General features: G+C 70.4%; 23 protein-coding genes. 12 read left to right on the top strand and 11 right to left on the bottom strand.

Annotated elements, in window-relative coordinates:
- Window positions 1–49: 49 nt before the first annotated feature.
- Together FMQ63_RS01915 and FMQ63_RS01910 are read left to right on the top strand one after the other, a co-directional pair.
- Entirely contained in the window at window positions 50–946 is an 897-nt protein-coding gene (locus tag FMQ63_RS01915; RefSeq protein WP_011556823.1) for a dimethylarginine dimethylaminohydrolase family protein, read from the top strand.
- Window positions 933–1,739, top strand: coding sequence for a hypothetical protein (locus FMQ63_RS01910; protein WP_011556822.1), 807 nt, complete (start codon window positions 933–935; stop codon window positions 1,737–1,739). The genes FMQ63_RS01915 and FMQ63_RS01910 overlap by 14 nt, the downstream gene beginning before the upstream one ends.
- A gap of 13 nt (window positions 1,740–1,752) precedes the next feature.
- Here the strand turns inward: FMQ63_RS01910 and FMQ63_RS01905 are convergent, their stop codons facing one another.
- Window positions 1,753–2,406: an MBL fold metallo-hydrolase gene (locus tag FMQ63_RS01905; protein ID WP_171452186.1), complete on the bottom strand. Its 654-nt coding sequence runs from the start codon at window positions 2,404–2,406 to the stop codon at window positions 1,753–1,755.
- 135 nt (window positions 2,407–2,541) lie between these two features.
- Between FMQ63_RS01905 and FMQ63_RS01900 the strand changes: the two genes are divergently transcribed.
- Window positions 2,542–4,455, top strand: a complete 1,914-nt coding sequence (locus tag FMQ63_RS01900) for a lipase maturation factor family protein (RefSeq protein ID WP_225909605.1) — start codon at window positions 2,542–2,544, stop codon at window positions 4,453–4,455.
- Between the two features lie 112 nt (window positions 4,456–4,567).
- Complete coding sequence (locus FMQ63_RS01895; protein WP_011556819.1) at window positions 4,568–5,401, top strand: Ig-like domain-containing protein; 834 nt, start codon at window positions 4,568–4,570, stop codon at window positions 5,399–5,401.
- A gap of 16 nt (window positions 5,402–5,417) precedes the next feature.
- On the opposite strand, the gene traB is transcribed toward FMQ63_RS01895, so the two are convergent.
- The 4 genes from traB to FMQ63_RS01875 all read right to left on the bottom strand — a co-directional run bounded on the left by traB (window position 5,418) and on the right by FMQ63_RS01875 (window position 12,312).
- Window positions 5,418–7,049: an outer membrane exchange protein TraB gene (gene traB / locus FMQ63_RS01890; protein WP_011556818.1), complete on the bottom strand. Its 1,632-nt coding sequence runs from the start codon at window positions 7,047–7,049 to the stop codon at window positions 5,418–5,420.
- Window positions 7,046–9,205 (bottom strand): outer membrane exchange protein TraA, encoded by a 2,160-nt coding sequence (traA, locus tag FMQ63_RS01885; RefSeq protein WP_011556817.1) that lies wholly within the window; start codon window positions 9,203–9,205, stop codon window positions 7,046–7,048. Before traA ends, traB begins: the two co-directional genes overlap by 4 nt.
- Before the next feature lie 125 nt (window positions 9,206–9,330).
- The gene (locus tag FMQ63_RS01880) at window positions 9,331–10,401 is read right to left on the bottom strand and encodes a hypothetical protein (protein WP_225909604.1); all 1,071 of its coding nucleotides are present in this window, start codon (window positions 10,399–10,401) and stop codon (window positions 9,331–9,333) included.
- 168 nt (window positions 10,402–10,569) lie between these two features.
- Complete coding sequence (locus FMQ63_RS01875) at window positions 10,570–12,312, bottom strand: GTPase (RefSeq protein WP_171452187.1); 1,743 nt, start codon at window positions 12,310–12,312, stop codon at window positions 10,570–10,572.
- A gap of 107 nt (window positions 12,313–12,419) precedes the next feature.
- On the opposite strand from FMQ63_RS01875, the gene FMQ63_RS01870 reads away from it, so the two are divergent.
- Window positions 12,420–13,775 (top strand): thioredoxin family protein, encoded by a 1,356-nt coding sequence (locus FMQ63_RS01870; RefSeq protein WP_011556814.1) that lies wholly within the window; start codon window positions 12,420–12,422, stop codon window positions 13,773–13,775.
- Here FMQ63_RS01870 and FMQ63_RS01865 read toward each other — a convergent pair.
- The 3 genes from FMQ63_RS01865 to FMQ63_RS01855 form a co-directional block, all read right to left on the bottom strand.
- Entirely contained in the window at window positions 13,747–14,916 is a 1,170-nt protein-coding gene (locus tag FMQ63_RS01865) for a metallophosphoesterase (protein WP_011556813.1), read from the bottom strand. The two genes, FMQ63_RS01870 and FMQ63_RS01865, sit on opposite strands and share 29 nt — an antisense overlap.
- Complete coding sequence (locus FMQ63_RS01860; protein ID WP_011556812.1) at window positions 14,913–16,040, bottom strand: helix-turn-helix transcriptional regulator; 1,128 nt, start codon at window positions 16,038–16,040, stop codon at window positions 14,913–14,915. Before FMQ63_RS01860 ends, FMQ63_RS01865 begins: the two co-directional genes overlap by 4 nt.
- A 329-nt stretch (window positions 16,041–16,369) precedes the next feature.
- The gene (locus FMQ63_RS01855; RefSeq protein WP_011556811.1) at window positions 16,370–16,717 is read right to left on the bottom strand and encodes a hypothetical protein; all 348 of its coding nucleotides are present in this window, start codon (window positions 16,715–16,717) and stop codon (window positions 16,370–16,372) included.
- Window positions 16,718–16,943: 226 nt separating this feature from the next.
- Between FMQ63_RS01855 and FMQ63_RS37765 the strand changes: the two genes are divergently transcribed.
- Window positions 16,944–17,942: a hypothetical protein gene (locus FMQ63_RS37765; protein WP_225909603.1), complete on the top strand. Its 999-nt coding sequence runs from the start codon at window positions 16,944–16,946 to the stop codon at window positions 17,940–17,942.
- The gene (locus FMQ63_RS01845) at window positions 17,942–20,728 is read left to right on the top strand and encodes a DUF4105 domain-containing protein (RefSeq protein ID WP_011556808.1); all 2,787 of its coding nucleotides are present in this window, start codon (window positions 17,942–17,944) and stop codon (window positions 20,726–20,728) included. Before FMQ63_RS37765 ends, FMQ63_RS01845 begins: the two co-directional genes overlap by 1 nt.
- Here FMQ63_RS01845 and FMQ63_RS01840 read toward each other — a convergent pair.
- The gene (locus tag FMQ63_RS01840; RefSeq protein ID WP_020477972.1) at window positions 20,670–21,194 is read right to left on the bottom strand and encodes a hypothetical protein; all 525 of its coding nucleotides are present in this window, start codon (window positions 21,192–21,194) and stop codon (window positions 20,670–20,672) included. The genes FMQ63_RS01845 and FMQ63_RS01840 overlap by 59 nt on opposite strands.
- A gap of 266 nt (window positions 21,195–21,460) precedes the next feature.
- Here FMQ63_RS01840 and FMQ63_RS01835 point away from each other — a divergent pair, with 266 nt between their 5' ends.
- Window positions 21,461–21,934 (top strand): hypothetical protein, encoded by a 474-nt coding sequence (locus tag FMQ63_RS01835; protein WP_225909602.1) that lies wholly within the window; start codon window positions 21,461–21,463, stop codon window positions 21,932–21,934.
- 25 nt (window positions 21,935–21,959) lie between these two features.
- Here FMQ63_RS01835 and FMQ63_RS01830 read toward each other — a convergent pair whose 3' ends face one another.
- Window positions 21,960–22,634, bottom strand: coding sequence for a dienelactone hydrolase family protein (locus FMQ63_RS01830; protein ID WP_011556806.1), 675 nt, complete (start codon window positions 22,632–22,634; stop codon window positions 21,960–21,962).
- A 105-nt stretch (window positions 22,635–22,739) separates the two neighbouring features.
- Between FMQ63_RS01830 and FMQ63_RS01825 the strand changes: the two genes are divergently transcribed.
- Window positions 22,740–23,243 carry a GreA/GreB family elongation factor gene (locus FMQ63_RS01825; protein WP_011556805.1) on the top strand — a complete coding sequence of 168 codons (504 nt, stop codon included), beginning with the start codon at window positions 22,740–22,742 and terminating at the stop codon, window positions 23,241–23,243.
- Window positions 23,244–23,250: 7 nt separating this feature from the next.
- Here the strand turns inward: FMQ63_RS01825 and FMQ63_RS01820 are convergent, their stop codons facing one another.
- Window positions 23,251–23,967 (bottom strand): class I SAM-dependent methyltransferase, encoded by a 717-nt coding sequence (locus tag FMQ63_RS01820; RefSeq protein WP_011556804.1) that lies wholly within the window; start codon window positions 23,965–23,967, stop codon window positions 23,251–23,253.
- Between the two features lie 126 nt (window positions 23,968–24,093).
- On the opposite strand from FMQ63_RS01820, the gene FMQ63_RS01815 reads away from it, so the two are divergent.
- From FMQ63_RS01815 to FMQ63_RS01805, 3 genes are all read left to right on the top strand, one after another.
- Window positions 24,094–24,525, top strand: a complete 432-nt coding sequence (locus FMQ63_RS01815) for a hypothetical protein (protein ID WP_225909601.1) — start codon at window positions 24,094–24,096, stop codon at window positions 24,523–24,525.
- Window positions 24,526–24,646: 121 nt separating this feature from the next.
- On the top strand, window positions 24,647–25,372 hold the full coding sequence (locus tag FMQ63_RS01810) for an SDR family oxidoreductase (RefSeq protein ID WP_026114053.1): 726 nt from the start codon (window positions 24,647–24,649) through the stop codon (window positions 25,370–25,372).
- Entirely contained in the window at window positions 25,369–26,208 is an 840-nt protein-coding gene (locus tag FMQ63_RS01805; protein ID WP_011556801.1) for a dihydroneopterin aldolase, read from the top strand. Before FMQ63_RS01810 ends, FMQ63_RS01805 begins: the two co-directional genes overlap by 4 nt.
- The last annotated feature ends 2 nt before the right edge of the window (window positions 26,209–26,210 follow it).

The following is a 26,210-nucleotide window of genomic DNA, read 5'->3' as shown; positions in this document are numbered from 1 at the left end:
GACCGGAGATGGCAGCGGGGATGCCTGGAGGAGTAGAAGCAGTACCACCATGGACCTCTTCCTCATGTCGCCGCCGGGACGCACGTGGGCCCTGCGTGGCCGCAGCAACTTCCGCAGCCGCGAGGCGCCGCCCGTGGACGCGCGTCAGGCCCGGAGGGAATGGCTGGCGCTGGCCCGGGACATCGAAGCGCGTGGCGGCACGGTGGTCGCGTTGCCGTCTCCCTCCGAGCTCCTGACGGGCATGCCCTACGCCGCCGAATGTGGACAGGTGGTGGCGCGTCAGGGCGCCGCTCCGTTGTTCGTGCTGCCGCGGGTGATGAGCGCGCACCGGCAGGCGGAGCGCGAGCACTGGGCGCCCCTGGCCCGGTCGCTGGGCATGGAGGTGGTGGACCCGGGCGTGGGCATCTGGGAAGCCCACGGCGACGTGGCCACTTTCGACGGCGTCACGCTGCTGTTCTGGGGCGGCCGCACGACGCTGGACGGCCTGGAGGCCGCGGCGCGGTACTTCCCCGGAGAGGTGCTGCGCATCCAGGTCCGCGAGCCCGCCTTCCACGGCAACATGGCGGTGCTGCCGCTGCCCGCGGTGGACCGGCTGATGGTGTGTCCGGACGTGATGGCGCCGGAGTCCCATGCGCTGCTGCGCGAGCGCTTCGGCGAGCACCGGCTGCTCCTCGTGACGGAGGCGGAGATTCGCCGCTACGCCACCAACGGGCTGCCGGTGGGGCGTGACGTGCTGGCGCCTTCGGTGGTGCCGGACTCGGTGCGGGAGCGGCTGGAGGCGCTGGGCCTGCGCGTGGTGTCGCTCACCATGCGCGAGCTGTGTGAGAAGGGAGGCGGCTCGTCACGTTGCCTCGTGTCGCGCGCGGAGGTGGACGCCGCGACGCTGAACATCCCAGACGCGTTCCGGTTGTCGGCCATCGCGAGGGACATCGATGCCGATGGGTGACGCGGACACGCTGCCTCGGCAGGCGGAGGCCTTCCTCGCGGCGCACCCTGGCGCGTCGCTGGTGGCGCTGGGCTCGGGTGAGCACGCGGGCTCGTTGGACTTGTCGCCGCTGGGCGTGCCGGTGACGTTCCTGCCCGCCGAGCGGAACGCGGACCTCGCGATGCAGTACCTGGCGCTGAACCAGCTCGCCTTCGGTGGCATCGGCGTGCCGCGTTGGGTGCTGTCGGACCTGTATCTGCTGCCGGGCGCCATTGGGCTGCTGCGCTGCCCGGCCCGGATGCTGGCAGCCCCCGTGCGCGAGCGGTTGGGGCTGGCCGACGAGGACCCGGCCATTGGCGCGGCCTACTACGCGGCGCCTTCGGTGACGCCAGGGTTGGTCATTGGCGTGTCGCTGCTGAGCGTGCTGCCGGGAACGGGGGCGTCGCCGTGGGTGAAGCTGCTCACGTTGCAGATGCTGCGCGCGCGGCGGCTGCGAGGCGTGGCCCAGTGGGACAACCCCAGCGTCCGTGTCCATTCCAGGCTGGGCCCGCTGCGCCTCGTGGGGCGAGTGCCCGGGGGCCATGAGTATGGCGAACGCTCCTTCGTCTACGAGTCGGAGCTGACGGACCGGACGCGGCTGGGCGACGCGATGGTGCGGCGCCTGTCGCTGACGCCGTCGCTGCGTGTATCCGCCACGGACCTTTCGGCGCTGAGCGCGCTGCTCGACCGCGCGGAGGCGGGCGAGGTGTTGCACCTGGTGCCTCCGGGACTGGACGCGGGGCAGGTGCTGGTGCGCGAAGGGCCGCTGGGCTGACGCGCGGGCGGGCTCAGGGCGCTGGCGCGGCGGGCGACTCCATGTCCTCTTCCAGCGCGAGCCGCAACGCGCGGGATCCGTCGCGGAGGATGGGCGCTCCATGGGAGAAGCACAGCGTCTCCACGGGGAGGTGGTCCAGGATGCGCTGGACGCTGTGCCGGGTGCGCAGCGGTTCGTCCTGGTACTCGCTGGGGATGAACTCCGGCGTCTCGCCGTCCTCGTGCGTGAGCAGGTCGGAGATGAACGCGACGGCGCGCGGGTGTTGCTGCATCCACAGCGTGTACATTGCCTCGGTGGGGCCGGGGGTGTGGAACGAGATGAGTCCCCCGGGCAGCGTGTCTCCCGCGACGTAGAAGAAGTCGGGCTGCTCCTCCAGCGTCTGTGCTCCCTCGGGTGCCCAGACGGGCACCTTGAAGGCCTTGCGCAGCCGCCACGCGGAGCGCTGGTGGTTTCCCGCCGTCAGGACGATGGCGGAGATGTTCCCCAGCTTGCGCAGCGCTTCCTCGTCGATGGGCAGCGGGTCAATGAGGACGACGGCGCCATCCGTGTCCACCACGGCGTACGCGTCACTGCGCGCGCCGCCGATGCGGTCATCGGAGAGGGTCCAGTGGTGGACGCCAGGCACCAGCTCGCTTGTCCGCTTCGCCTTCCCCTTGGGCTCGCTCATGCGGACAAAGCTAGGCACCCCCAGGCGTTGTCACTTGGGCGGGGAGGGAGGCCACGGCCCGGCTGCTCCGCTGCTTCCACGGCGGGCGCCCGAGGATACGGGGACGTCGTCCGTGGGACGGCACAACGTTCCCGCATGATGGCGCGAATCTCTCGCGGTGTGCTGCTGACCCGGCCCCTGGTGCTCTTCGACGGCGACTGCGCGTTCTGCCGGCGCTGGGCGGCGCGCTGGCGGTGGCGCACCGGGGACCGTGTTCGCTACCGGCCGGGCAGCGGGTGGCGCCGCTGGTTGCTGGGCATCCCGAAGGCGGACATGCGCAGGGCCATGCAATTGGTGGAGCCCTCCGGCCGGGTATCCCAGGGCGCGGAGGCCCTCTTCCGCGCGCTCGCCGCGTCGCCTCGCCGGGGGACTCGGGTGGCCGCGAGGCTGGGCCTGATGCCGGGGGTGTTGCAGTTGGCCCAGGGCGTCTATGCGGTGGTGGCCCGGAATCGCCGTCAGGCGGCGGGCGTGGACCGCTGGCTCTTCGGGCGCGCGGTGGTGCCGCACGAATACCGGTGGGTGCGCTGGGCCTTCCTGCGGTTGCTGGGAGGAACGTTCCTCATCGCCTTCACCTCGCTGGGGCGGCAGGTGCGGGGACTGTATGGGACGCAAGGCCTCCGGCCCGTGGCGGAGCGCCTGGCCGCGGAGCGTCGCGAGGAGGCTTCGGCGCTCGCGAGGTGGCGGCGCATTCCGTCGCTGTTCTGGTTGGACGCTTCGGACGCCACGTTGGTGCGTGGGTGCTGGAAGGGCCAGGTTCTGTCCCTGGCGTTGCTCTTCAACGTGGCGCCCCGCTTCAGCGTGTCGCTGCTGTGGGCGCTGTACCTCTCCTACGTGGCCGTGGGGCGTGAGTTCCTCTCCTTCCAGTGGGACGTGCTGCTGCTGGAGATGGGACTGCTGGCGGCGCTCACCGCGCCCGGAGGACTGCGGCCGGGCCTGGGTCGTGACGAGCCCTCCGCGCTGGATGTGTTCCTCTTCCGGCTGCTCGTATTCCGGCTCTACTTCGGCTCGGGGCTCAGCAAGCTCCAGTCAGGGGACCGGACCTGGCGCGAGCTGAGCGCGTGCGAGCACTATTACGAGACGGCGCCGCTGCCCACGCGGGGTGGTTGGTACGCGCATCATCTGCCGCGTCGGCTCCAGCGGGCCTCGACCGGGGCGGTGCTCTGGCTCGAGACGGTGGTGCCCTTCCTGGCCTTCGGGCCCCGGCGCTTGCGGCAGTTCGCCTTCTGGAGCCTGAGCGGCTTGCAGACCGCCATCTCCGCCACGGGGAACTACGGCTTCTTCAACGTCCAAGCCTGGGTGCTGGGCGTGTGGCTCCTGGATGACGCGGCGCTGCGGCGGGTGCTGCCTTTGAAGGACGGGCCTCCCGCTCAGCCACGGCCTTGGTGGCGTACCGGCGTGTCCGCGCTGGTGGTGTCACCGCTGCTGGTGTTGGGGGCGTCGGAGGTGCTTCGCCGGTTCGAAGGGTGGCAGCGGTACCGGCCCGAGCGCGTCGGCGCGATGCTGACGTGGCTGGAGTCCCAGGCGCGGCCCCTGCGTTCGGTGAATCCCTACGGCCTCTTCAGCGTGATGACGGTGCAGCGGCCGGAAATCATCGTGGAGGGCTCCGACGACGGAGTGCAGTGGAAGGAATACTCCTTCCACTACAAGGTGGGGGACCCGGCCCGGCCTCCCCGGCAGGTGGCTCCTCACCAGCCGAGGCTGGACTGGCAGATGTGGTTCGCCGCGCTCGGTTCGCCCCCTGGCTGGTTCGTCGCGTTCCTGGCCCGGCTGCTGGAGGGCTCGCCGGACGTCCTGGGCCTGCTGGCGGGCAACCCCTTCCCGGACCGGCCGCCCCGGATGGTGCGCGCGGTGCTGTACGACTACCGGATGACGGACGCGGCCGAGCGGCGGCGCACGGGCATCTGGTGGCGGCGGGAGCGGCTGGGCCTCTACGTGCCGCCCCTCTCGCTGGCGCCCGGGCCCCGGCCTCGTGGACGCATTCCCGCGCTGCAATGGCATGCCGGGGCGTGAGGCGGGTGGGAGCAGGCGTGCGGCCCTGAATCTCGAAGGCCCCTTTTCGTACGCCGCCGATGGGGTGGGGCTACAATGGGGGCTTCCCACCCATCTCCGCCGTCGTGACGCCGTGAAGACGCCGCGCATTCCTATTTGCCTCCCCCTTGTCGCCGTCATCGGGCTGCTGAGCGCCTGCGGGCCCACGCCCACCACCATGAAGCTGGAGCCGCTGGAGACGAAGTACCTCCGCACGCCTGGGCAGACCGTGAAGCTGGCGTACGAGGTCTTCGACGCGGAGGGCCAGCCCATGTCCGACCCGAAGCTGCGGTGGACCAGCTCCGCGCCGGACGTGGCGCAGGTCCAGGAAGGCTTGCTGACGGTGCGCAAGTCGGGGAAGACAACCATCGGCGCGACGGGTGGCAAGGTCCGCGCGGCGTTGCCGTTGGAGCTGACCATCCTCAATTCGCTGGACGTGCGCGCCCCAGGCGCGGACTTCCTCGAGGTGGGGCGTGTCATCAAGCTGCGCGTGGTGGCGAGGAACGAGCAGGGCTCTTCGTTGCAGGACGCCATGCCCACGTTCCGCTCCTCGGATGAGATGGTGGCGCGGGTGGAGGATGGGCAGTTGGTGGCCGTGCGCCCGGGCAAGGCGACCCTGAGCGCGACACTGGGGCACCTCAGCCGGCACATCGCGGTGCAGGTGGTGCCAGCGGACTTCGCGCGGCTGGGCCTCAACCTCACGCACCACGCCTTCCAGCGGAGGGGGCAGTCCGTGCAGCTCCAGGCGCGAGCCTTCAATCGCAGCGGCGTCGTGCTGGACACGGTGCCGCTGGAGTTCTTCACCTCGGACTCCGCCGTGGTGTCGGTGTCGCCCGAAGGCCGCGTGACGGCGGTGGGTTCTGGGCGCGCGGTGGTGTCCGTGGTCGCCGGTCGGCGGCGGTCGGCGGCGGAGTTCGTCGTCCCGTAGCGAGCCTTCCCCGCGTCTACGGCTTCGGAGCCGCGGGGGCCTTCGACTTCGCCTTGGGCGTGGCAGGCGCTTTCTTGGTGGGGCGCTTGCGCTTCTTGTCCTCCGCGTCCTCCGGGCAGGGCGGACGCGGTCCGTCGCTCGGCGGCTGGATGGTGAAGTCGACGCGGCGGTTGAGTGCCATGCCTTCTTCCGTCGCGTTGTCCGCCAGCGGCCGCGAGCGGCCAAAGCCCTGCGAGCACAGCCGCTCCGCCGCCACGCCGCTCTCCACCAGGAAGCGCATGACGCTGGCCGCGCGGCGGCGCGACAGGTCCAGGTTGTACGCATCGCTGGCGCGCGAGTCGGTGTGACCCTCGACGTGCACCCGGTCGGCCTCGGTGTTCTCGTTCATCACCCGCGCGACCTCCTCCAGGATGGGGAAGGACTCGGAGAGGATGATGTCCTGGTCGGTGGCGAAGTTGAGCTGCTCCAGGATGACAATGCGGTTGCCATCGCGGCGGGCCAGCGGGCACCCGTCCTTGCCGCGGCTGCCGGCGGGCTGGTCCGGGCACCGGTCGAGCCGGTCGACCACTCCATCGCCGTCCTTGTCCGTGTCCGGGCAGCCCATGTTGGCCACGGGGCCAGCCACGTCGGGGCACGCATCCGACTCGCCAATCACGCCGTCACCATCCGGGTCGATGGGCGGCGGCGGGGGCTCGGGCGGCTCCTTGAAGCGCTCCAGGGCCTCCCACTCGCGCGTCTTCGCCGGAATCCACAGGATGGACGTGAAGAAGCTCAGCGAGGGCGAGGCGATGGAGCAGCCGCAGCCCATGCCGCCGCCGAACGTGAAGGTGAGCCCGGTGGAGCTGTACCAGCGCAGGCCGAAGAGCGCCTCCGCGGGAATCTGCCGGGGCTCATCGGGTTGCTTCTGCAACCCCACCGCGCCGTGCACCATGCCCACCGCGGTGACACCGCTGCCGCGAAGGATGGGGACCTCCGCGCCGACGCCGAAGGGCATCATGTCGCCCACGGACACGCCGCTGAAGACGCGGTCCGGGCGCTTCCAGAAGCCGCCGTTGAGCGCCAGGAGGATGCCGTTCTCGAAGCGGTAGTCTAGCACCAGGCCCGGGGCCCACGTCATCTCGCCGTCTCCGGCGAAGGCGTCCTGGGCGCCAGTGGGGAAGCTCACGTTGAGCGTCACCGCGCCGCCCCAGCCCTTGCCCTCGGCGGGCCGGCGCAGGCCCGGGATGGCCACCTTGCCGGTGAGCTGGAGGTCACCGAGCACGAAGCTCTCCACGCTCCCCTCGGTGCCAATGACCTCCAGGTTGGCGCCGCCCTGGGCGAGGATGAGTGGCATGTCCACGCCGACCTCGGCCCAGTCGAAGAGGCCAATGGTGGCCATGACGTCCAGTTGAAGGCGGTTGCCGACCAGGTTGATCTTGCTCAGGTCTCCGCCCTCGGGAATCAGGGACAGGGGGTTGAGCGAGTAGCTGAGGTACGGCCCGGCCGAGACGGACAGGTGTGACAGCGGACGCGACTGCTGCACCACGACCAGGTCCTGGGGCGCGCCGGACGGACGGAAGAGCTGCACGTTGAAGCGCGCGTCTGGCTGCGCAGTGGCGGTGGTGGACAACCCCAGCGCCACGATGAGGAACAGGTGCGAGGGCTTCATCGAGCAGGGCGCCGGGGGCGGAGGAACGTGAGACCCGCGGCGAGCAGCAGCAGGAAGGTGGTGCTTCCTGCGGGGGTGGCGTCGGCGGTGGTGCCGCAGCAGAAGGCGCCGCCTTGAGGCTCGGTGCCCGGCTTGCGGCGGCCGCGCTCGCACTCCATCGTCTTCGCGGAGCAGTGCTCCACGCCCAGGCAATCTCCGCTGTCGGAGCAGGCGGTGGAGCAGGTGTTGGTCGCGGTGTCGCAGGTGCCGCCGCAGGGGCAGTGGGCATCTGCGAAGCACTCGACGCAGGAGGTGCCGTCGCAGACCGTTCCCGGCTCGCACGTCACCGCGCACGCGCCCGAGTTCTCACACGTGCGCGTGGTGGGGTTGCACACGCCGCTCCCGCAGTCCCCGTCATCCGTGCAGCCCACGCAGGTGCTGCCCTGCGCGGTGCCATTGGAGAGGCAGAAGGGGGTGTCGCCATCGCAGGCGCCACAGCGGGGGCCGCAGTGCTTGTCCGTGGTGCAGGACGCGCATTCACCACTGAGGCAGAACTGGCCGTCGCCGCACTCCAAGTCGTTGCGACATTGGACGCAGACTTCGCCGTCGAGGCAGTAGGGGCGCTCGCCGGGGCACTTCACGCAGCCAGGGCCGCAACTGTCGGCCGTGTTGCACGAAGGCACGCTGTCCACGCAGCGGCCGTTGGCGGTGTCGCACTGCTGGCCCGCGGCGCACTGGCTGCTGGTGGTGCACTCCACACAGGTCGGCGTGGCACCGGGCGTCAGCGCCAGGCACTGGGTGCCGTTGGGGCAGCAGTTGCAGGAGTTGCCGGCGCACGAATCATTGGTGGCGCAGGGCGAGCACACGTTGTCGGTGCAGGACTCGCCTTGAGGGCAGTGGGAGTCTTGCGTGCATTCGCGACATTCGTTGATGTCGGTGGCGCAGACCTCGCCGTTGGTGCACTGGCTGTCGTTCTTGCACTCGACACATGTGAATGTTTCGGTGTCACAGGCGCCCGTGGCGCAGTCGCTGTCTTCGTTGCAGCCGGTGCACTGGTTGGTTTCGAGGTCGCAGCGGCCGTTCGGGCACTGGCCGTCCTCGGTGCACTGCACGCACTGGGTGCGGCCGTTGAGGTTGGCGCAGTGGGGCGCGGACTCGCCGCAGGGGGAGCAGTCCTCGCCGCAGAAGAGCGAGGAGTCGCAGGGCGCGCAGAGGGCCGCTGCGTTGCAGTGGTAGAAAGAACCGCAGCCGCCAGTGCCTGGGATGTTCGCGAACTGGCGGTTGCACTGCTCGCAGCGGTTGATGTCGTCTGGGAAGGAGGGTCGTCCGCCCTCCGTGTGGAAGAAGAGCTCTGGCGGAGCAAGGGCGAAACCGGCTGTGTTGAGCTTGACGATGGGGTCGGTGCTGGCGCCACGCTCTGTATCTGGAAACGCACCGACGAACGTCGAGAACTCAAGCGCAGAGTGCTCACTGACCTGAGCGTAGAGGATCTCTACGGGATAGAGGCCCGGTCTCTCAAAGACCACGGTGTTGGTCGTGCGCCAGGACGCGATTCCGAGCTGCGGTGGCCGGTTGATGACCTGATACGGCGTCTGGCTCAGGTCATAGATGACGAAGCTGACGGCATCGTCGGCATAGAGCCCGAAGTGTAGAGGGACTTCCACCCACTGTGGTTGGACGTTGATGTATCCGCGAAATCGGGCGCCGAAGGACGAGAACGTTGGGTGTGGGGAGGCACATCCGCCTTTACCGCACGAACCAACGGAGTTCACGAAGTCGCCGTAGCTTGGCTGCTGAATCGTTGGGTCGTTTGGATCGCCTAGCGTGATGTTGTTCGAGAGGTCGAACAACGTGCGGAGTACGGAGGTGACGCGTCGCGGCCTGCTCGACTCCATGAACGCATTGAAGGTACCGGGGAATGTGGCCTCGCTCTGAGAGAAGTCCACGGCCGGATTCGATGATGTGCTTGATGCCATGCACAACCCGGTGCCGACTGCTCCTGGTGAAGGAGCTACGGGAGTCCCACGGATGCGGACAAGCTCCGGTTCCTTTTCGCCTGGCTCTGGCTGCGCCTGCGCAACACTGGCGAGGCACACCGACAAGACAGTGAGCGCGGTACGCGCGATGCGGGACAATGGCGATTTCAAAGCCCCGCAACAATGAGGGATATCTCCCACAACCGCAATTCCGGCAACGTGCGGCTTTCCGCTACGACGTCGCAGGTCCTCCGGAGGTCGCTCAACGGCGGAGATTCAGTGGGCCGTTGCTACTCGGAATAGTTTGAAATGCAGGTCGCTCTGACTCAGACCCGCTTGCAGCTCACGTCCCCATCCTGGGAGCGGATGAACGCGGCGGTGAGCTCCGTGCCCAGGGCCGCGCACAGCACCTCGAAGGTCCGCCGCCGAGCGCCGCCAACCACAGACGGCTGGCTGGCCAGTGTCTCGGGATGTCGCACGAAGATGTTGTAGCCCACGATGCAGCCATCCGCGCGGAGCACGGTGATGCCATCGGTGGCCATCATTCCCCGCAGCAACTGCGCGGCGGCGCGCACGGCGGTGCCCGCGCTGTCGGTGGGGTCCACGTGGTAGCGCTCCAACAACGCCACGATGTCCAGCGGACGGGGCAGGATGATGCCGTCCACGAACAGCGTGGAGCCCGCGCGCTCCCTGGGCAGCACCGCCACGAGCGCGCCGTGGGAGCCCTGCATCACCTCGAAGAGCACCCGGCGGAAGAACCCTCGCGCACGCTCGCGACTGTGCGTGGTGACGCCGGCCGTGACGACGTCCGCCAGCTCATCCATCACCTCTGGCGGAGAGGCCGACTCCACCCTCGCGCCGGACAGGTACACGTGCCGGCACAGCCCTCCGCCCGAGCGCAACTCCAGGATGTTGTCGGCGAGCTGAAGCACACCCACGACGCCCGCGCCCCTGTCCTCGACACGGCGCAGCCGCTCCAGCGGCGTCTCCGCCAGAGGGAAGGGGTCCGTCCGGAAGACGCCGTAGGCGAAGCCCTCCGGGACGCGCAGGAGGTACAGCGCCCACCAGCGCCCCTGGCCCAGCGGCGCGCACTGCTTGAGCGCGCGCTGGATGGTGGCGCGCGAACGCGGACCGATGCCGATGGCAATCGGGTCATGCCCGCCCAGGTGTTCGAGCATCTGTCCCAGGTCGTCTCCCACGAAGGCCATGGGAAACAGGGGGGCTCCCTCCTCGCGATAGCGCGACAGGGTGACGATGAGCTCTCCGATGGCGTCCGCCGTCAGCTCGCAGGACATGGATGCTTCGTCCAGGAACGTGCTGACGGCATCGGTCAGCAGGTGGCGGAAGGACAGGACGAGAGGTGGGGAGCCCAGTCCGGCTGGGTCCGAGCCGTTCATGAGACACTCAGCATGACGCATTGTCGCCGGGCACGCACGGACGGAGTGACAGCGGGCCAGGAGGCTTGTTCCCTCGCCGAGGCGTCATCGTGCGCCGGTGTCCGCCCGTTCAGCCCCGGCTGATACAGGGTGTCAGCGCCGCTGGGTACACTCGGGGCGCACGGCCCGTCAGGACAAGCCTGCCCGGGCCTCGTCCAGGCGGGCCGCCGTCTGGTTCCAGTCGCTGGCCAGCCCGTCGAGCTGCTTCAGGATGTCGGAGAAGTACCGCGCCTCCAGGGCTCTCGACAGGGTCGCGCCGTGGGCATCCGCCCACTTCTTCGTGACACGCGCCCGCACCTGGGCGCCTAGCAGGTCCACGAAGCGCTCCATCAGCGGCGTGGACAGCAAGGTGCCCGCCCAGACGACCGCGTCATGGCCCATGCCGCCCGTGGCCACCGTCACCGCCGCCGCCGCGCCTGACGGCACGGAGTACACCAGCGTCGTCAGTGTCTGGAGAATCTCCTCCCGCATGTCGCCCTGAAGCTCCGCGGAGACCAACTCCCGGCAGTACGCATACAGCGTGGCCCGGTCCGCCGCGTGCGCGTGCAGGGGCTCGAAGCCCAGCGGCTCCTCCAGCTTCGCCAGCGTCACCGGACCGAAGGCTTCCTCCAGCTTCGTCCGCGTCTGCGCGTCGGCGCGCCACGCGGCCACTTCCGGAGCGAAGGCATCCACCAGCCGCCGCACTCCGTCCTTCAGCGTCTCGTCCACCGCGTGGGTCGGCGTGTCCGCGCCCGGGGCCTCGGGCGCGGTGAAGGACTCGCGCACCTTGCGCGTGACGAAGGTGAGCGCCGTGGCCAGCCCCCGGAAGGGCAGGCGCACCCACTTGTGGAACTGACTGCGCGCATCCAGTTCGTCGCGGAAGGCGTCGATGAGCACGTCCGCGGGCACGGCCTTCAGCGCCGCGTGCGCCCCCACCACGTCCAGTTCGTGGCGCAGTCGCTTGCGGAGCCGGTCGGGCTCCCGCGCCGCCTCCGAGGCCGCTCGCGACACGGCCTCCATCTCCGCGCGCGCATCCGCGAGCGAGGCTTCCAGCGCCCGGGCCTTCAGCTCGCGCGCGTGTTCGGCCTGTCCCAGCAGCGCTCCCAGCGCGGGCTTCCCGTCCAGGGGCTCCGTGGCCAGGGGCTTCAGTCCCGCCTCCACGTCGGGCTGGTGCGGCGCCAGGTAGCGGGCCAGCGCCGGGTGGCCCACGTCCTCGGCGAGCTTGTCCAGGTGCCCGCGGGCCACCTCCTCGCGCGTGGCCTCGTTATAGACGAGCAGGTACGGCCGCCCATGCCCCACGGCCGCGCGCAGGAAGTCCACCAGCGCGGCGTTCTGGTACGTCTGCCGGCTCACCACGAACGCCAGCACGTCCACGGTGACGAGCAACGCCTCCGCGCGCTCGCGGTTGTCGCGGTACACGCTGTCGAAGTCCGGCGTGTCCATGACGAGCAGCCCGCGAGGTACCGCGTCCGACAGCGTCAGGTACAGCCGGCCCGGAGGCCCCGCCTGGTCCACGGGCGCCGCGTCGCCGGAGGCCACGGGCACGATGTCATAGCGCCGCGTCAGGAAGTCCTTCAGCGGCCCGGTCCACGTCTCCGAGTGGGCCGCCGCCAGGCACTGCTTGGTGAGCCCGCCCTCGGGCCTCGCGGGGGACAGCGCCGCGCCCACCAGCGAGTTGAAGAGCGTGGACTTGCCCACGTTGTTGGGACCGGCGATGGCCACCAGCAACAGGGGGGAGTCCGCGGAGCCCAGGCGGGGGAGCAGGTCGCGACGCAGGCGTTCGGCCAGACGGCGCGCGAGCTCGGCGTCCGAGGCATCCGGGAAGCGCTCGGGAGCGGGCAGAGCGTCCAGGGCGGACGCGAGGCAGGTGCGCAGGGTGTACGGGTCTCTCATCACCAGAAGTCCTCGCACCACAGCACGCGGGACGCCCCGTGCCCAGGCACTTGTCCCACCAGGTGTCGGCCGGGGACAGAGCAGGTGGAGCGCGGTAGGGTGGTCCCATGCGCCTTCTCGCCGCCTGCCTGCTCCTGTCGGGGCTCGTCGCCTGCACCGCCGCGAATACGAATGCCCCCGCGGCCGCCGCGTCTCACGCCAAGGGCCCGTTGCCCTTCATCGAGGACGACTACGCCCGCGCGCTCGCCGAGGCCCAGGCGAAGGGGCTCCCCCTCTTCGTCGACGTCTGGGCGCCCTGGTGTCACACGTGCCGGTCGATGAAGGCCTACGTCCTGTCCGACGCGTCGCTGGCCCGGCACGCGGACCGCTTCGTGTGGCTGGAGGTGAACACCGACCTGACGTCGAACGCGGCGTTCCAGGAGAAGTATCCGGTGGAGTTCTGGCCCACGCTGTACGTCATCGACCCGCGTCAGGAGAAGGCCCTGCTGCGCTTCGCCGGCAGCGCCACCGTGGCGCAGTTGGAGAAGCTCTTCGAGGACGGTGAGCGCGCGTACAAGGGCGGCGTCACCGGCGCCGAGGCCCTGCTGGCTCGCGGGGACGCGCTCTATGCGGAGGGCCGTTCGGCCGAAGCCGCGGAGACGCTCGTGGAGGCCCTGGCCGAGGCGCCCGCGGACTGGTCCCGCCGGGGCCGCGCGGTGGAGTCGCTGCTGACGGCGATGTACGGCGCGAAGCAGCACGAGGCGTGCGCGCACAAGGCGCTGGAGGAGCTCCCGAAGACGCCCCGCTCGCTGTCCTGGGCCAATGGCGCGCTCTTGGGCATGTACTGCGTGCTGTCGCTGCCGGAGGACCACGCGGCGGGAGCGGAGCTGCGCGGCGGCCTGGAGGCCAAGGTGGCCGAGGCCCTGGCGCCCCCGGCCATCGAGATGTCCGCGGATGACCGCTCCGGCCTGTACGAGGTGCGCGTGCAGGCGCGCGAGGTGGCGAAGGACACGGCGGCCGTGAAGGCCCTGTCGGAGGAGTGGCTGGCGTTCCTGGAGGGCGAGGCCGCGAAGGCGCCCAATCCCCAGGCGCGGACGGTGTTCGACTCGCACCGCATGCTCGCGGCCATGAAGCTGGAGACGCCCGCCCGGGCGATTCCCGCGCTCGAGCAGAGCGAGAAGGACCTGCCCCAGGACTACAACCCGCCCGCGCGCCTTTCGACGTTGTACCGGCTCGTCGGCCGGCTGGATGACGCGCTCGCCGCCAGCGACCGTGCGCTGGCGCGCGTCCAGGGCGCGCGGCGGTTGTCGGTGTTGTCGGGCCGCGCGGACATCCTCGTGGCGCGCCAGGACACGGCGTCCGCCGTGAAGACGCTGGAAGAGGCCATCACCTTCGCGAAGTCGCTGCCCGCCTCGCAGGTGTCGCCGCGCACGGTGGCCGGGCTGGAGAAGAAGCTCAGCGGTCTTCAGGCCTCGGCGCGGTAGCCGCCGCGCGGGTGTCCAGGTCGAACAGCTCGTAGTCCGGGGCCTGGCACTCGCGCATGGCTCCGTCGGTGAACACCAGCATCGCGGTGCCGGGTGCTGGTGGATGCGGCGCGCCGTGGGCGTAGTCCACGCGCGTTCCATCCGTGATGAGATGCCGCAGCACGCCGTCGCGGGCGCCGGTGGGTGGCATCCCCAGCATCGCGCGGCTTCGCTTGTCGCGTGTATGGCCCACCACCTGCGTCAGGCCCGTGGGCAGCCGTCTCGGGTCGAAGCGGCGCCGGGGCGTGCCGCGCACGCGCTCGGCGTCCTCGGGTAGCAGGCTGGGGCGCTGGAAGAAGATGCCCGTGCCCTCGCCGTGGGCCGCGTCGCCTGGGTGGTGCAGTCCCGGAATGACGAGCGGACCTCGAGTCCAGCCCGCCACCGCCGCATCCAGGGCCGCGTTCAGCGCCGCCGCCACCTGGTTCGCGTCCTCGCGCTGGGCGGGAGGCAGGCGCGTCACGTCCAGGTCCTCCTGTGTGACGCCCGCGTGCAGCACCAGCAGGTCGGGGGCCGCGGCATGGGCCACGCGGAAGCGCTTCACACGCAGCAGGTGCTCCACCCAGGTGCGCTGCACCGCGCGGAAGTTGCCGAAGTCGCGGGCCACCAGCTCCGCGGAAGGAACTTCGGGCCAGCGCGCGAGGAACGCCTGCTCCGCCGCTTCGTCCGTAGCGCCTCCCTGGTAGATGCGGTCCGCTTCGGCCTGGGCCTCGGCGAAGCGCGCATCCGTGAAGCCGGCCAGCTCACCCACTCGCGCCAGGTCGTGGTTGCCCAGCAGCATCACCGCCTGGGTCGCCGGGTGGGCGGCCAGCCACGCCACCAGCGCCAGCCCACTGGCGGCGGCGGACTCACGCTCGGCGGGCTTGCCCCAGTCGAAGTGGTCGCCCACCGAGATGAGCTGCACGTCGGAGCGAAGCCAACCCTCGCCGGTCAACAGTCCGTGGTGCGCCAGGATGGCCAGGACCTGGTCCAGGTCGGCCTGCGGGTCCCCAATGACGAGCCGCCGCCGCCAGACATGGTCCTCCGCCGGGACGGAGCGCGGCGCCTCCGCCGCGGCCTCGGCGGCCCGGGCGAGCGCGGCCTGGATGGATGACGTCTTGTTCATGAACTTTGGAAGAAGCGGGCGATGAGCGCCGAGCGGCTTTCCACCTGTGCCTTGCTTAGCAGATGCGTGACGTGGACTTCCACCGTGCGCTCGGCGCAGCCCAGCCGGCCGGCGATGGACTTGTTCGTCTCGCCCTGGATGATGTGCGTCAGCACCTCGGACTCGCGCGCGGTGAGCGACCAGCGCGCCGACAGGGCCTGCACGCGCGCGGCGGCGCTGGACGCGGTGCCGGTGTCGATGGCCAGGTAATGCGGTGGCAGGCCGGTGGTGAGCAGCGGCGTCATGGTCAGCGGGCCGGAGCAGGGAATGCCCTGGGCGCCGCGGCGCAGGGACTCCATCAGCTCCGGGTCATGCCGTTCCAGCCGCGCTCGGCCGGCATTGTTGGCGTGCACCACGCGGCCACTGGAGCTGACAATCCAGGCGGCGCGCCCCAGCGCCTCCATGGCGACCTGCAGCGCCGTGGACATCAGGCCCGACTCGCGCAGCCGCGTTTCCATGGTCAGCCGCCGCTGGAGCGCGGGCGTCAGGGCCTGGAGCAGGCGCTGCTCGCGCTCGGTGAAGGGCTCGGCGCGGGCCAGGCCCACCCAGCCCAGGAGCACCGGCCCATCACAGACGAGCGTGCGCAGCCATTGCATGTTCTCCACGCCGAGCTGCCGGAATATCGTCGCGGAGCGTGCGCTGATGCGCTCCCGGGTGCTCTCCAGCGATTCCTCGCTCATGCCCAGCCGGCGCCCCACCTCGCTGGCTGACAAGTCATGCAGCGGCAGTTGGCGGGCCGTCTCGGTTTCCGTCAGCGAGCGGAAATGCAGCGCGCGGTTGCGCTGAGCAGGCTCGGGCCGGGCGGGATTGAACCAACCCCACGGTTCTCCCCAGGCAGACACCTGGTTCTCGATGGCCGCGTGCACTGTCGCGGCGGGGAGTGGGAAGCCCGCGCAATGGGCGTAGCTCGCGTGGTAGCGCTCGGGGCCCACGTCCACGCCATAGGCGACGGCGCGCTCGGCCCGCAAAGCCTCTCGTAAAGCGCCTAGCACCGGGGGCAGGGATTCTGTCCCGGGCTCGGCCTCCACGAGCATTGCCTCAAGGTCCGTCAGCAGGCCTTGCTCCTCGGAATTCAAACGAATCACGGTTTTGGAAGTATACGCCTGTCAGGGTTTGCGCCCAGTCCCTGCCCTTTCTTCACGCACGTCTTGAACGTTCAGAATTGTCCCCACGGGGACTTCTTGGCTTTCAAATGTTCTGGGTTTTTAATGACCCAGGGATTTCCCCAATAGCCGGACACGGGGCAGTGGCGGAACACTCTCATGTCGGCCCCCGGGGGGAGGGCCGCCGCGGTGAACTGTGAGCGCGCGCCGGGCGCTCGGTTTCGGGTACCCGGTGCGCCGCTCCTTTCCCACACGCCTGGCGCCCGCACTCCAACCCACGAGGATGGCTGCCTTTGTGGGCCCACCAGACCTCATGGGACATGCAGGAAGCGAGGCAGGCGCCCGGGGGGCACCACCCTGCTCAGGAAATGAAGCATGCCCAGGGCCAGGTAGGCCATGCCCAGGGCCAGTGCGGCCCAGCCCAGCCAGGCGCTGATGGCGCCCGTGCCCAGGCCCACCAGGGCCCAGATGGCGAGCGCCGTGCCCACGCCCCAGGGCATGGCCGTGCGCAGGTGGGGCGGACTGAAAGCACCACCCAGGGCGCAGAAGGCGGCCGCCATGACGCCAAAGCCGAACCACTTTGGCTCCTGGACGGGGAAGATGGCCGCCATGGATAGCAGCGCCGTGAAGAGTCCAAGTATCGCGAGTCCCAGGGTCATGGCTTACTCCGTGGCCGTTCCTGGGAAAGGTGCTCACCGAGCGCGTAGCGCGTAACGCACCTTCGGTTCGTGGGCTTCGCGGCATGCCGCGTGGTGTCGTGCGTAAAGGCGCGAAATCGCAACATCCTTCCGCTCGGCACGCTGCTGGCTAGGCTGCCAATCGGTTGTACCACCGTGCGACGGCCGGCCCACGTGAAGAACGGATGGACACCTGGAAATGCGTTCGATGAAGACGAAGAAGTCCGTGAAGCGCGCGCTGTGCATGGCAGTGGTGATGACGGTCTCCGGATGCAGGGCGCCCGCGGCGTTGGGGCCCGGAGGCGGCATGAGCGCTTCAGAGGGCTCCGACTCCGCCGCTTCGTCCGAGGGCTCCGACTCCGCTGCTTCGTCCGAGGGGTCCGACTCCGCCGCTTCGTCGGAAGGCTCGGGTGAATCGAGCCAGTCGGACTCTGGTGCGTCGTCGGAGGGCTCGGGCGACTCCAGCCAGTCGGAATCGAGCGGTTCCAGTGGAGAGGGCTCCAGCCGGTCGGAGTCGAGCGGCTCTGGTGAAGAGGGCACGAGCCACTCCGAGTCGAGCGGTTCCAGTGGAGAGGGCTCCAGCCAGTCGGAGTCGAGCGGCTCTGGTGAAGAGGGCACGAGCCACTCCGAGTCGAGCGACAATGAGTCCACGGAGCTCGCCTCTCGAAGCTCCGAGGAAGGCGGCACGAGCGAGGGCTCCTCGGGAACGGAGAAGGCGGACGGTGAGGCGTCGCGCTCCCGCAGCAACAACAGCAGCCAGTCGAACAACAACGACGTGGCGTCCTCGGTGACGGTGGCCGCGCTGGTGGTGGGGCTCGGCATCATCATCTGGCAGGCGTATGCCGCGGTGGAGCGGCGCCGAGGGGTGTCTCCGAAAGAGGCGGGCCGCGCGGCCCAGGTGTACCTGCGGGCGCGCACGCACCAGCTTCGTGAGGACCTCGCCCTGGGCGCGGGGCCGACGGTAGAGGACCTGGCGGCGGCGGCTCGCATCCGGCGTGAGCACCTGGGCCTCTTCGGGCGCGTGCTGCGCGCGAACCGGAAGGAGCTGCTCGAGATGGCCGAGGCGAGCACCCTCACGCCGGACCGCGCGCTCGCGTGGATGGAGCGGGTGGGAGAGCTGGCGCGTGCCGAGCCGTTGCTGGAGGAAGAGCGCCGCGCGTTCCTCGCGGCACCGTCCCAGGAGGGCACCGCGACGGTGGCGCACTGATGCGCTGGCTGCGGCTGCTCGCGCTCGTCTTCGCGCTGCCGGTGCATGCCGACGATGCCCTGTCCGCGCGCGTCCAAGCGCTCGAACAGGCGGGCGTGGTCCTGCGGGGCGCCGCGGCGGCCGACGCGGACCTGGTGACGGAGGTGGAGGCGGGGCTGGAGGCGCTGCCTCCGGCGATGCGGCGTCCGCCCGGTGGTCCCCTGGAATTGGTGCTGCACCCGGAGGCAGCGCCGCTGGGCCTGGGCGATGGCTCCCCCGCGCGTCCCGACTGGACGGAGGGCCGCGCGCGGTTCCACCTCTACCAGTACGCTCCATCGGAGGAACGCCGGGCCACGCTGCGTCTGTCTCGACTGACAGAAGCGGAGGTGGAGCGGTTGTGGCGCCGGCGCGCGGTGGTGCACGCGGTGATGCAGCGCTGGGATGACGCGAAAGGCTGGAGCGGCACCCCGGCCTGGCGCCGGCTGTCGGGTTGGATGAAGCCCTTCGAGCGGCCCCTGGTGTGGAAGGAGGAGGTCCGCCTTCGCTACGCCGGAGCTTTCAGCCGCGCCATGGGGCAGCGCAGCGCCTCATTGGATTGGGTGACGTTCGCCGAGGAACTGCTCGTGCCCGTGGAGTCCCTGCGCGCGGACGCGCTGCCGGTGGATGACCACGTTCGCTGCCAGGAGTTCTCCAAGGCCCGTGCACTGACGGAGCAGCTGGAAGCGTCGGGCTTGGGCACGCTGCCGCCGCGCGGCGACTGCCCCGCCTTCGAAGCCTGGGCGGAGCTGGAGTCCCTGTCGCACTTCGAGGTGCTGCTGGTGGCCTCCACGGGCCGTCAGCCGGAGTCCCTCTTCGGACACCTGCTGCTGCGCCCGGTGTGGCACGAGGGCGAGGTACCACGGGGGCCTACCTTCGAACGGGTGGTGCAACTGGTCGCGCTGACAGGGATGGAGTCCAAGGGCCTGGGCTACGTGGTGAAGGGAATGACGGGGGCCTACGACACCGTCTTCCTCACGGGGACGATGGGCGACCTGTCCCACGAGGCGCTGGAGCTGGAGCAGCGCTCCATCCGCCGCTTCCGCCTGCGCCTGAAGCCCGGCGAGGAAGCGCGGATGCTGGAGCGGGTGTGGGAGCTCGAGCGCCGCGGGTACATGGGCTACTACTTCTTCACGGACAACTGCGCGAGCGCGCTCGTCTTCCTGCTCAACGGCGCGCTGGAGGGGGGGCGGCAGCTGCGTCCTCCCGGCACGCTTTGGGTCCTGCCCACCGCCACGCTGGACACCCTGGCCCGGGTGCAGGTGGAGGAGCCGGGGGGCGAGACGTCCTCCCTCCTGGAGCACATCCCGGATGCGTTCGAGTCCACCGGGGACCGCGCGGTGCGTGCGCGCTCGGCACAGCAGGATGCACTGGACGCGCTGGCCGGACATGTCGGCGCCGATGAACTCGCGCGTCTCCGGGGCGTGCATGCCCGGTTGGAGTCGCCGGAGCCACAGGTCCGCGCCCCGGCCTATGACGACCTGCCCGGAGTGGTGGCCGCGCTGATGCACTCGGCGAAGACGGCGTCCCGCGACACGGTCCGCGCGCACCTGCATGCCTACGTGGCGCACGCGGTGCGGGTGGAGCGCGCCGCGGTGGACCGTGCCGACGGCGAGCGCCTGCGAATCGAGCGCGAGCGGATGCTCGCGATGAAGGTGTCGGTTGCGGGCTCGGCAAGGGCCGGCACGGCCGAGCGCCAGCGCGTCTTCGAGAACGAGGACGCGCTCCAGCGGAGGCTCGCGGTGTTGGACCGCGCCACCCTGCTGAAGGATGCACTGGCCTCCGCGGAGCGCCGTCCTCCCACGCCCGAGGAACTGCGGACGTTGGTGTGGGCCGAGCGAACCGAGGCCACCTTCCACCGTGCCACCGACGTGCAGGGCACGCTCAATGACGGCTTGCTGGCGACCGTGGACCCGGTGGCCTTCCTGCACGAGGACCGGCGCCGCAAGGTGGCGGCGGAGACGGCTTGGGCGGAAGGCGCGCTGCGGGAGTCCGGAGCGGGGCGCGTGATGGTGGCCCTGGGCGTGGACTTTCCCGAAGGGGCAGCGGCCCGGCCCCTGGTGGGGCTACGCACCGCGGGCATGGCCGAGGCGCTGGGCGATGCGCGGCTCCACGGCTTCCAGCCGAGCAGTGAGCTGCGGGTGCTCGATGGCGAGCTGTTTCTCCTGCCGCGCTGGGGGGTGCCCAAGGTGGTGGCCTCGGACCTGACGCTGTTGGGCTACCGCACGCTGCTGCGCGAGCTTCCCCAGTTCCGTGACTCCTTCTGGGATTCGCTCGGCTGGGGGGCCGAGGCCCGCGTGGCGTCGAGCGACGCGCGCCTGCTGCGCTATCGCGCGTCGGTGCAGGCGGAGGCGTTGATGGTGCTGGACGAGGACGCGCGCTTCTCGCGCTTCACCACGGTGGGCGTGGGCGGCCTGGCCGCGGTGCACTGGAACCGGGATGTGTTGACGCCGGCCGCGGGGCCGCGCCTGTCACTGGCGCATCGGATGGGGCTGTTCGGTTCGGGTGCCAACGCGGTGCGGCTGGAGGCGGCCTACGCGCCCACCTGGAGGGTGGGGGACACACACTTCACCCACGAGGCGGGCGCGGCGCTCCAGTTGGAGGTGTGGCTGGGGCGCGCGGGGCCCTTCGGCGTGCTCCTCACGCCCCGCGCGCAGGTCCAGTGGGAGGGGGCGATATCGCCCACGCCCCACTGGGAAGCCCTGTCGCCGTCTACGTGGTTGGCCGGCTCGGCGGAGCGGCGTCTGGCACTTGGGTTCGAGGTGCGCTGACAGGGGCGGGCTCGCCAATTTTGTAGCTCGTCCAGAACGGGTGGCTGATGGCCCCCGTCACGGCGCCGATGAAGATGCCGATGACGTAGAGCGCCGTGTACCCCCAGAAGCCCAGGCCATAGAAGATGTGGCCCTGGGTCGCCGAGCCGATGAAGAGGAAGAAGGCGAGGGCGGCGGGCACTGCGACGGCGGAGAGGGCGGCCGCGCCGAGCGCGCGCGGCAGCCTTCGCGCGTGGAAGCCGCCGAAGGTGCCGGCCAGGAGCCCGTTGAACATGGGCAGGAAGAACAGGGCCAGGCTGATGAACGCCATCACCAGCGTGCTCACGATGAACCGGTTGTGGACCGGATTGATGGTGTCTGGCTTGAAGGTCAGGTCCGCGGGAATCTCCCGGCGGACGTACTCGTAGCGCGGCTTGGGACCGGCAAGGGCCTTCTCCGGGTCCTGCGTCAGGATGCGCTCGGGCATGTCTGGCTACCTCCCTCGGGGGCAAATCAACGTGTGCTTGATGGCCATGAGTTTGTGACGCCAGCGGGTGCGCGGAAGGGCCGCTGGCCGCATCGGGGGGCGGGCCGCCTGCCGGGCCCTGGAATTCTCCCTCCGGAATACTCGCGGAGTCCCTGGATACCCGAGTCGAGGGGCCCGAAGATGCGCGCCGGACTTGGCGGACGGTGGCCTCCGGCTATGCTGCCGCGCCCGGCAGCACCCCCATCTCTGCCCGTACGGAATTTTCCATGAGCTTTCGCCGCAAACTGCTGACCCTTGCCCTTGTCTCTTCCTCCCTGCTGGCCGCCTGCGTCGTGCAGCGTCCGTTCTATCGCGACGTCGTCCAGCCCGCGGGCTCCTCGGTGGCGGCCGGTACCCTGGTGGACCTCATCGTCCTGGACTCGGACACCAACCAGCCCGTGAAGGGCGCCAAGGTGATCTGGGGCGAGGACTCCCGTTCGCGCGAGTCCTACGTCACGGACGAGGACGGCCGGGTGTCCTTCGACGTGACGCCGGCGCTGCTGAAGGAAAACCCGCTGGTGGAGGTCGTGCTGCCCAGGGGCGTTCGGAGCTACCGCCTGCAGGTGGTGCCCGCGACGGATGTCGCCGCGCCCGAGGAGGCGGAGGCCTCTGCTGCTCCCGCGACGCCCGAGGCTCCCGCCGTGCCGGAGGAGACGCCGGCGACGGAGGCTCCCGCCGCGGCGCCTGATACCAGCAACTGAGTCCGTTCTCTCTTCCGCGCGAGGCTCAGCCGAGCTTCGCGTGGAGGAAGTCCACGGTGCGCTGCCACGCCTTCGCGGCGTTGTCCGGTGAGTAGACCTCCGGACGCGTGTCATTGAAGAAGGCGTGCTGTGCGTCGTAGCGGTGAATCTCCATGGGGACGCCGCCCCCCTTCAGCCTCTTCTCCAACGCGTCCACGCGCTCCGGCGAGCACCATTCGTCATTGTTCGCGTAGTGCCCGAGCACCGGCGCGCGGATGCGTGACACGTCCGCGGCCTCCTCCGGGGGGATGCCGTAGAAGGGCACGGCGGCGTCGAGCCCCGGCTCATTCGCGGCGGCCAGCAGCGTCAGCGCGCCGCCCATGCAGAAGCCCATGATGGCCACCTTGGTGCCGGGCTTTCGCGCGCGCAGCGCCTCCACCGCGGCGCGCAGGTCCGCCGTGGCCTTGTCCCAAGCCATCGCCTTCAGCATCGCGTTGGCCTCGCTGGCGTCCTTCGTCACGCGGCCTTCGTAGAGGTCCACCGCGAAGACGGTGAAGCCTTCTCGCGCCAGCCGGTCCGCCACGTCGCGCGTGTGGCCGTTGAGGCCCCAGTACTCATGGATGAGCACCACCGCTCCGGGCGCGTCGCCCTTCGGGGCTTCACTCAGATAGCCCGCCAGTGCCTGGCCCTGCTTGCCGATGAGCTGCGTCTGTCCTGTCATGGCTTCACCCTTGCGAGGTTGTGGAAGGGGGCGCAGCTTAACGGCCGATTCCACGAACGCGCGCGCGAACCCGCCGCCGTGCCCGCTTGGCGACAGAGGACTGGCATGTCGAAGGCATTCACGAAGGAGGACTCGGGCGACGACAGCGTGATGCCCGTCCGTCCACGCGCGTCCTCCGGGGAGAAGCGCTACATCACCCCGGAGGGCTACCGGGCGCTCCAGGAGGAACTGGCGGCGGCGCAGGGGCCGGACCCCAAGGCGGGTGAGTTCACGGAGCTGGAGGCGGGCGTGCGCCGCAAGGAGCGCGAGCGGCGCGTACAGGAGCTGGCGGCGGTGCTGGAGGACGTGCGGGTGGTGGAGCCCGACGCCTCGCAGGCCGGCCGCGTCTTCTTCGGCGCCTGGGTGGAACTGGAGGACGAGGACGGCGGCCCAGTGCGCTACCGCATCGTCGGGCCGGACGAGTCTGATGTGAAGGCGGGGCGGCTGAGCGTGGAGTCGCCCCTGGCCCGGGCCCTGCTGGGCAAGGAAGTGGGCGAGTCCGTGGTGGTGGATCGCCCCCGTGGCCCCGTGGAGTACACAGTGACGGCCGTGGACTACGCCGCGTCCTGAGCCGGGCTCAGCGCCTGGTGGCGATGACGGTGCTCAGCACGGAGAAGGGCTCCGGCATCAGTCCGTCGCGCACCTCGACGGTGAAGCCTTCCGTTTCGAGCAGCGCGCGGGCCCGGGGCACCAGGAACGTCAGGTAGTACATGACGAAGGGCGGATTCCACAGCGCGTTGCGCGCGCGCATGGCGGCGTTGAAGCCCTTGGCCATCCAGTAGCCCGGGCGGAGCTTCGACGGCGGGTGCGCAGTGACGAAGAGGAAGCGGCCCCCGGGGCGCAGCGCGCGGGCGATGCCTTTGACGAGCCTTGGCTCGTCCTCTTCGAGGATGTGACCGAAGGCGCCGAAGCTGGTGACGACGTCGAACGCGCCGTCGAAGGGGAGCGCCAGTGCGTCGCCCTGGATGAACTCCAGCGCCGCGGTGCCCGGCGCCTGCGCGAGCTGCTGGCGCGCCTCGTCGAGCATGCCTTGGCTGAGGTCGAAGCCCACCACGCGCTCCCGCGCGAGCGGACGCAAGAAGCGCATGGCCGCGCCGGTGCCGCAGCACACGTCCAGCGCGCTGCCTACGCTGCCGGGCGCGCCCAACTGGGCAATGGCGGCCTCGAGCACCGCATCCGGCGTGCGAAAGGGCGTGTACTCGAACTTGGGCGCGAGCAGGTCGTAGCCGTGCTCGACGGACGTGAGGGCCTGCGCGGCCAGCTCCCGGAGGGTGGGGCCCTTGCGGTGGAACATGGTGTCTCGGGGTGTATCGCACCCACACCGGCCCCTCCCTCTGAAAATGCGGCCGGTATCGGGCATTGAATGTTCCGTGGGGGGCCCCGTCAGAAGGTTCAAGCAGGACGACGGAGGAGGACGACAATGGCGCTCAAGACGGGTTTCGCGGTGCTGGCTTTCGGAATGATGTTCCTCGGCTCCACGGCCGCGCATGCGAAGGACGACAACGAGAAGTCGCGGTTCTCCCAGCAGCACCGGCATGACGGCCGCGGCGGCAACTTCGGTGTCCACGTCGACGCCCGCCGCCACCCGGGACCCGCGCCGCTGCCGCCGCCGCACGCTCGGGGCCGCTACGAACTGCAGACGGTGAACCGCTGGGTGCAGGGCCGCTACGAGCAGGTGTGGGTCCCCGAGGTGTGCCGCGAGCGTAACAACCGTCGCTCACGGGTGACCCGGTGCACCGGCGGCTTCTACGAGCAGCGCTGGGTGCCGGCCCGCTACGAGCCGGTCCAGGAGTGGGTGTGGGTGACCTACGCTCCGGGCCGGGTGCACGTGGCCAGCGCCGGCCGCCGCTAGACGATTCGAATCACGGGGGACCGCGCCGCGGGCGCGCCGGGATACGGGGGTAGCCCGGCGCGCCTCGCGGCAGCAGGTCCGCAGTGCCTTTCCCCGCCGGGCCTGTTACTGAATGCGCCGCATGGCGACCGCATTCATCACCGGGGCTGGCATCCGCATCGGCAGCGCGGTGGCTCGGGCGCTCGGGCGCTCGGGTTATGACCTGGCGCTCCATGCGAACCGCTCCCTTGAGCCGCTGGAAGCGCTGGCGGACGAACTCCGAGGCCTCGGCCGTCGCGTCACCCTGCACGCCGCCGACCTGAGCCGCCCGGAGGCAGTGGACTCCCTGGCCGCGCAAGTACGTGAGGCGTGGCCCGCGCTGGACGTGGTGGTCCACAACGCGGGCCTCTTCGAGCGCACCGACTTCGCCGCCATCTCCCGCGACCAGTACCGCACCATGATGGCGGTGAACCTGGACGCGCCCTTCTTCCTCACCCAGGCCCTGCTCCCCGCGTTGCGCGCCGGCAAGGACCCGTTGGTGGTGCACCTCACCGACGTCGGTGGGGAGCGGCCGGTGAGTCACTACGCGCACTATTCGGTAAGCAAGGCGGGCCTCATCATGCTCACCCGCGCGCTGGCGGTGGAGCTGGCCCCGCACATCCGGGTCAACGCCGTGTCGCCCGGCACGGTGGCCTTCCCCGAGGACTTCGACGCCGAGGCCCGCGACGCGGTGCTGCGCCGCATCCCCATGGGGCGCGAGGGCAACGTCGAGGACATTGCCCGCACCGTCGTCTTCCTCGCCCGCGAGGCGCCGTACATCACCGGGCAGGTCATCGCCGTCGATGGCGGCAGGAGCGCACAGCTATGAGCGCCGAACACGCATTCCATCCCCCCGTCATCACGACGCCGGACGGCCGCCCGCTGGACGTCATCGAGATTCGGGGCCTCACGGTGGACTGCATCGTGGGCATCTTCAACAGGGAGCGCATCGCGGCCCAGCCGCTGCGACTGGACGTGGCCCTGTTCCTGGACACCCGCGCCGCCGCGGTGGGAGGCAGGCTGGCGCACACGGTGAACTACGGCCGGCTCGCGGGAGAGCTGCGCTTCCTGCTGGAGGCCTGCCGCTTCGAACTGCTGGAGTCCGCCGTCGAGACGGTGTGCCGCTACGTGCTGGCGCCGCCCACCGACGACGTCCCGCGCGCGCAGGTCCATGCGGCCACGGTGCGGGTGACGAAGCCGCTGGCGCTGGGCGGGTTGGCGGTGCCGTCGCTCCAGATTCACCGGACGGCCGCGGAGATGGTGTACGGCCGGGAGGAGAAGGGCTTTGGCCGCGTGGACATCATCCACGAGGGCGCGGGCTATGGCGTCTACCGGCTGCGGGTGAAGCCGGGAGGCTGCATCCCCACGCACGCGCACCAGCAGATGGAGGAGAGCGAGCTGGTGCTGGGCTCGGGGCTGCTGCTGCAGTTCAAGCCGGTGGCCCGGGGCATGGCCTTCCACTGGCCGCGCGGCTTCCTGCACCGCTACGACAACCCTTCATCCACGGAGCAGACGGTGCTCTGTGTGGACAGGCCGGGCTTCATCCCGTCGGATGAGGTGGAGACCGAGCCGCCGCCGGAGGGGCTGCTGCCCGTCACCGGCCACTCCTATTACCCGCTGGATGAGCCCGCGGCGCCGGGCTCTCTCGCGGAGCACCAACCGTGAGC

Origin of the sequence: Myxococcus sp. CA005 (assembly GCF_006518205.1) — a bacterium.
GTDB lineage: Bacteria > Myxococcota > Myxococcia > Myxococcales > Myxococcaceae > Myxococcus > Myxococcus xanthus.
This window is presented reverse-complemented; position numbering and strand designations above follow the sequence as displayed.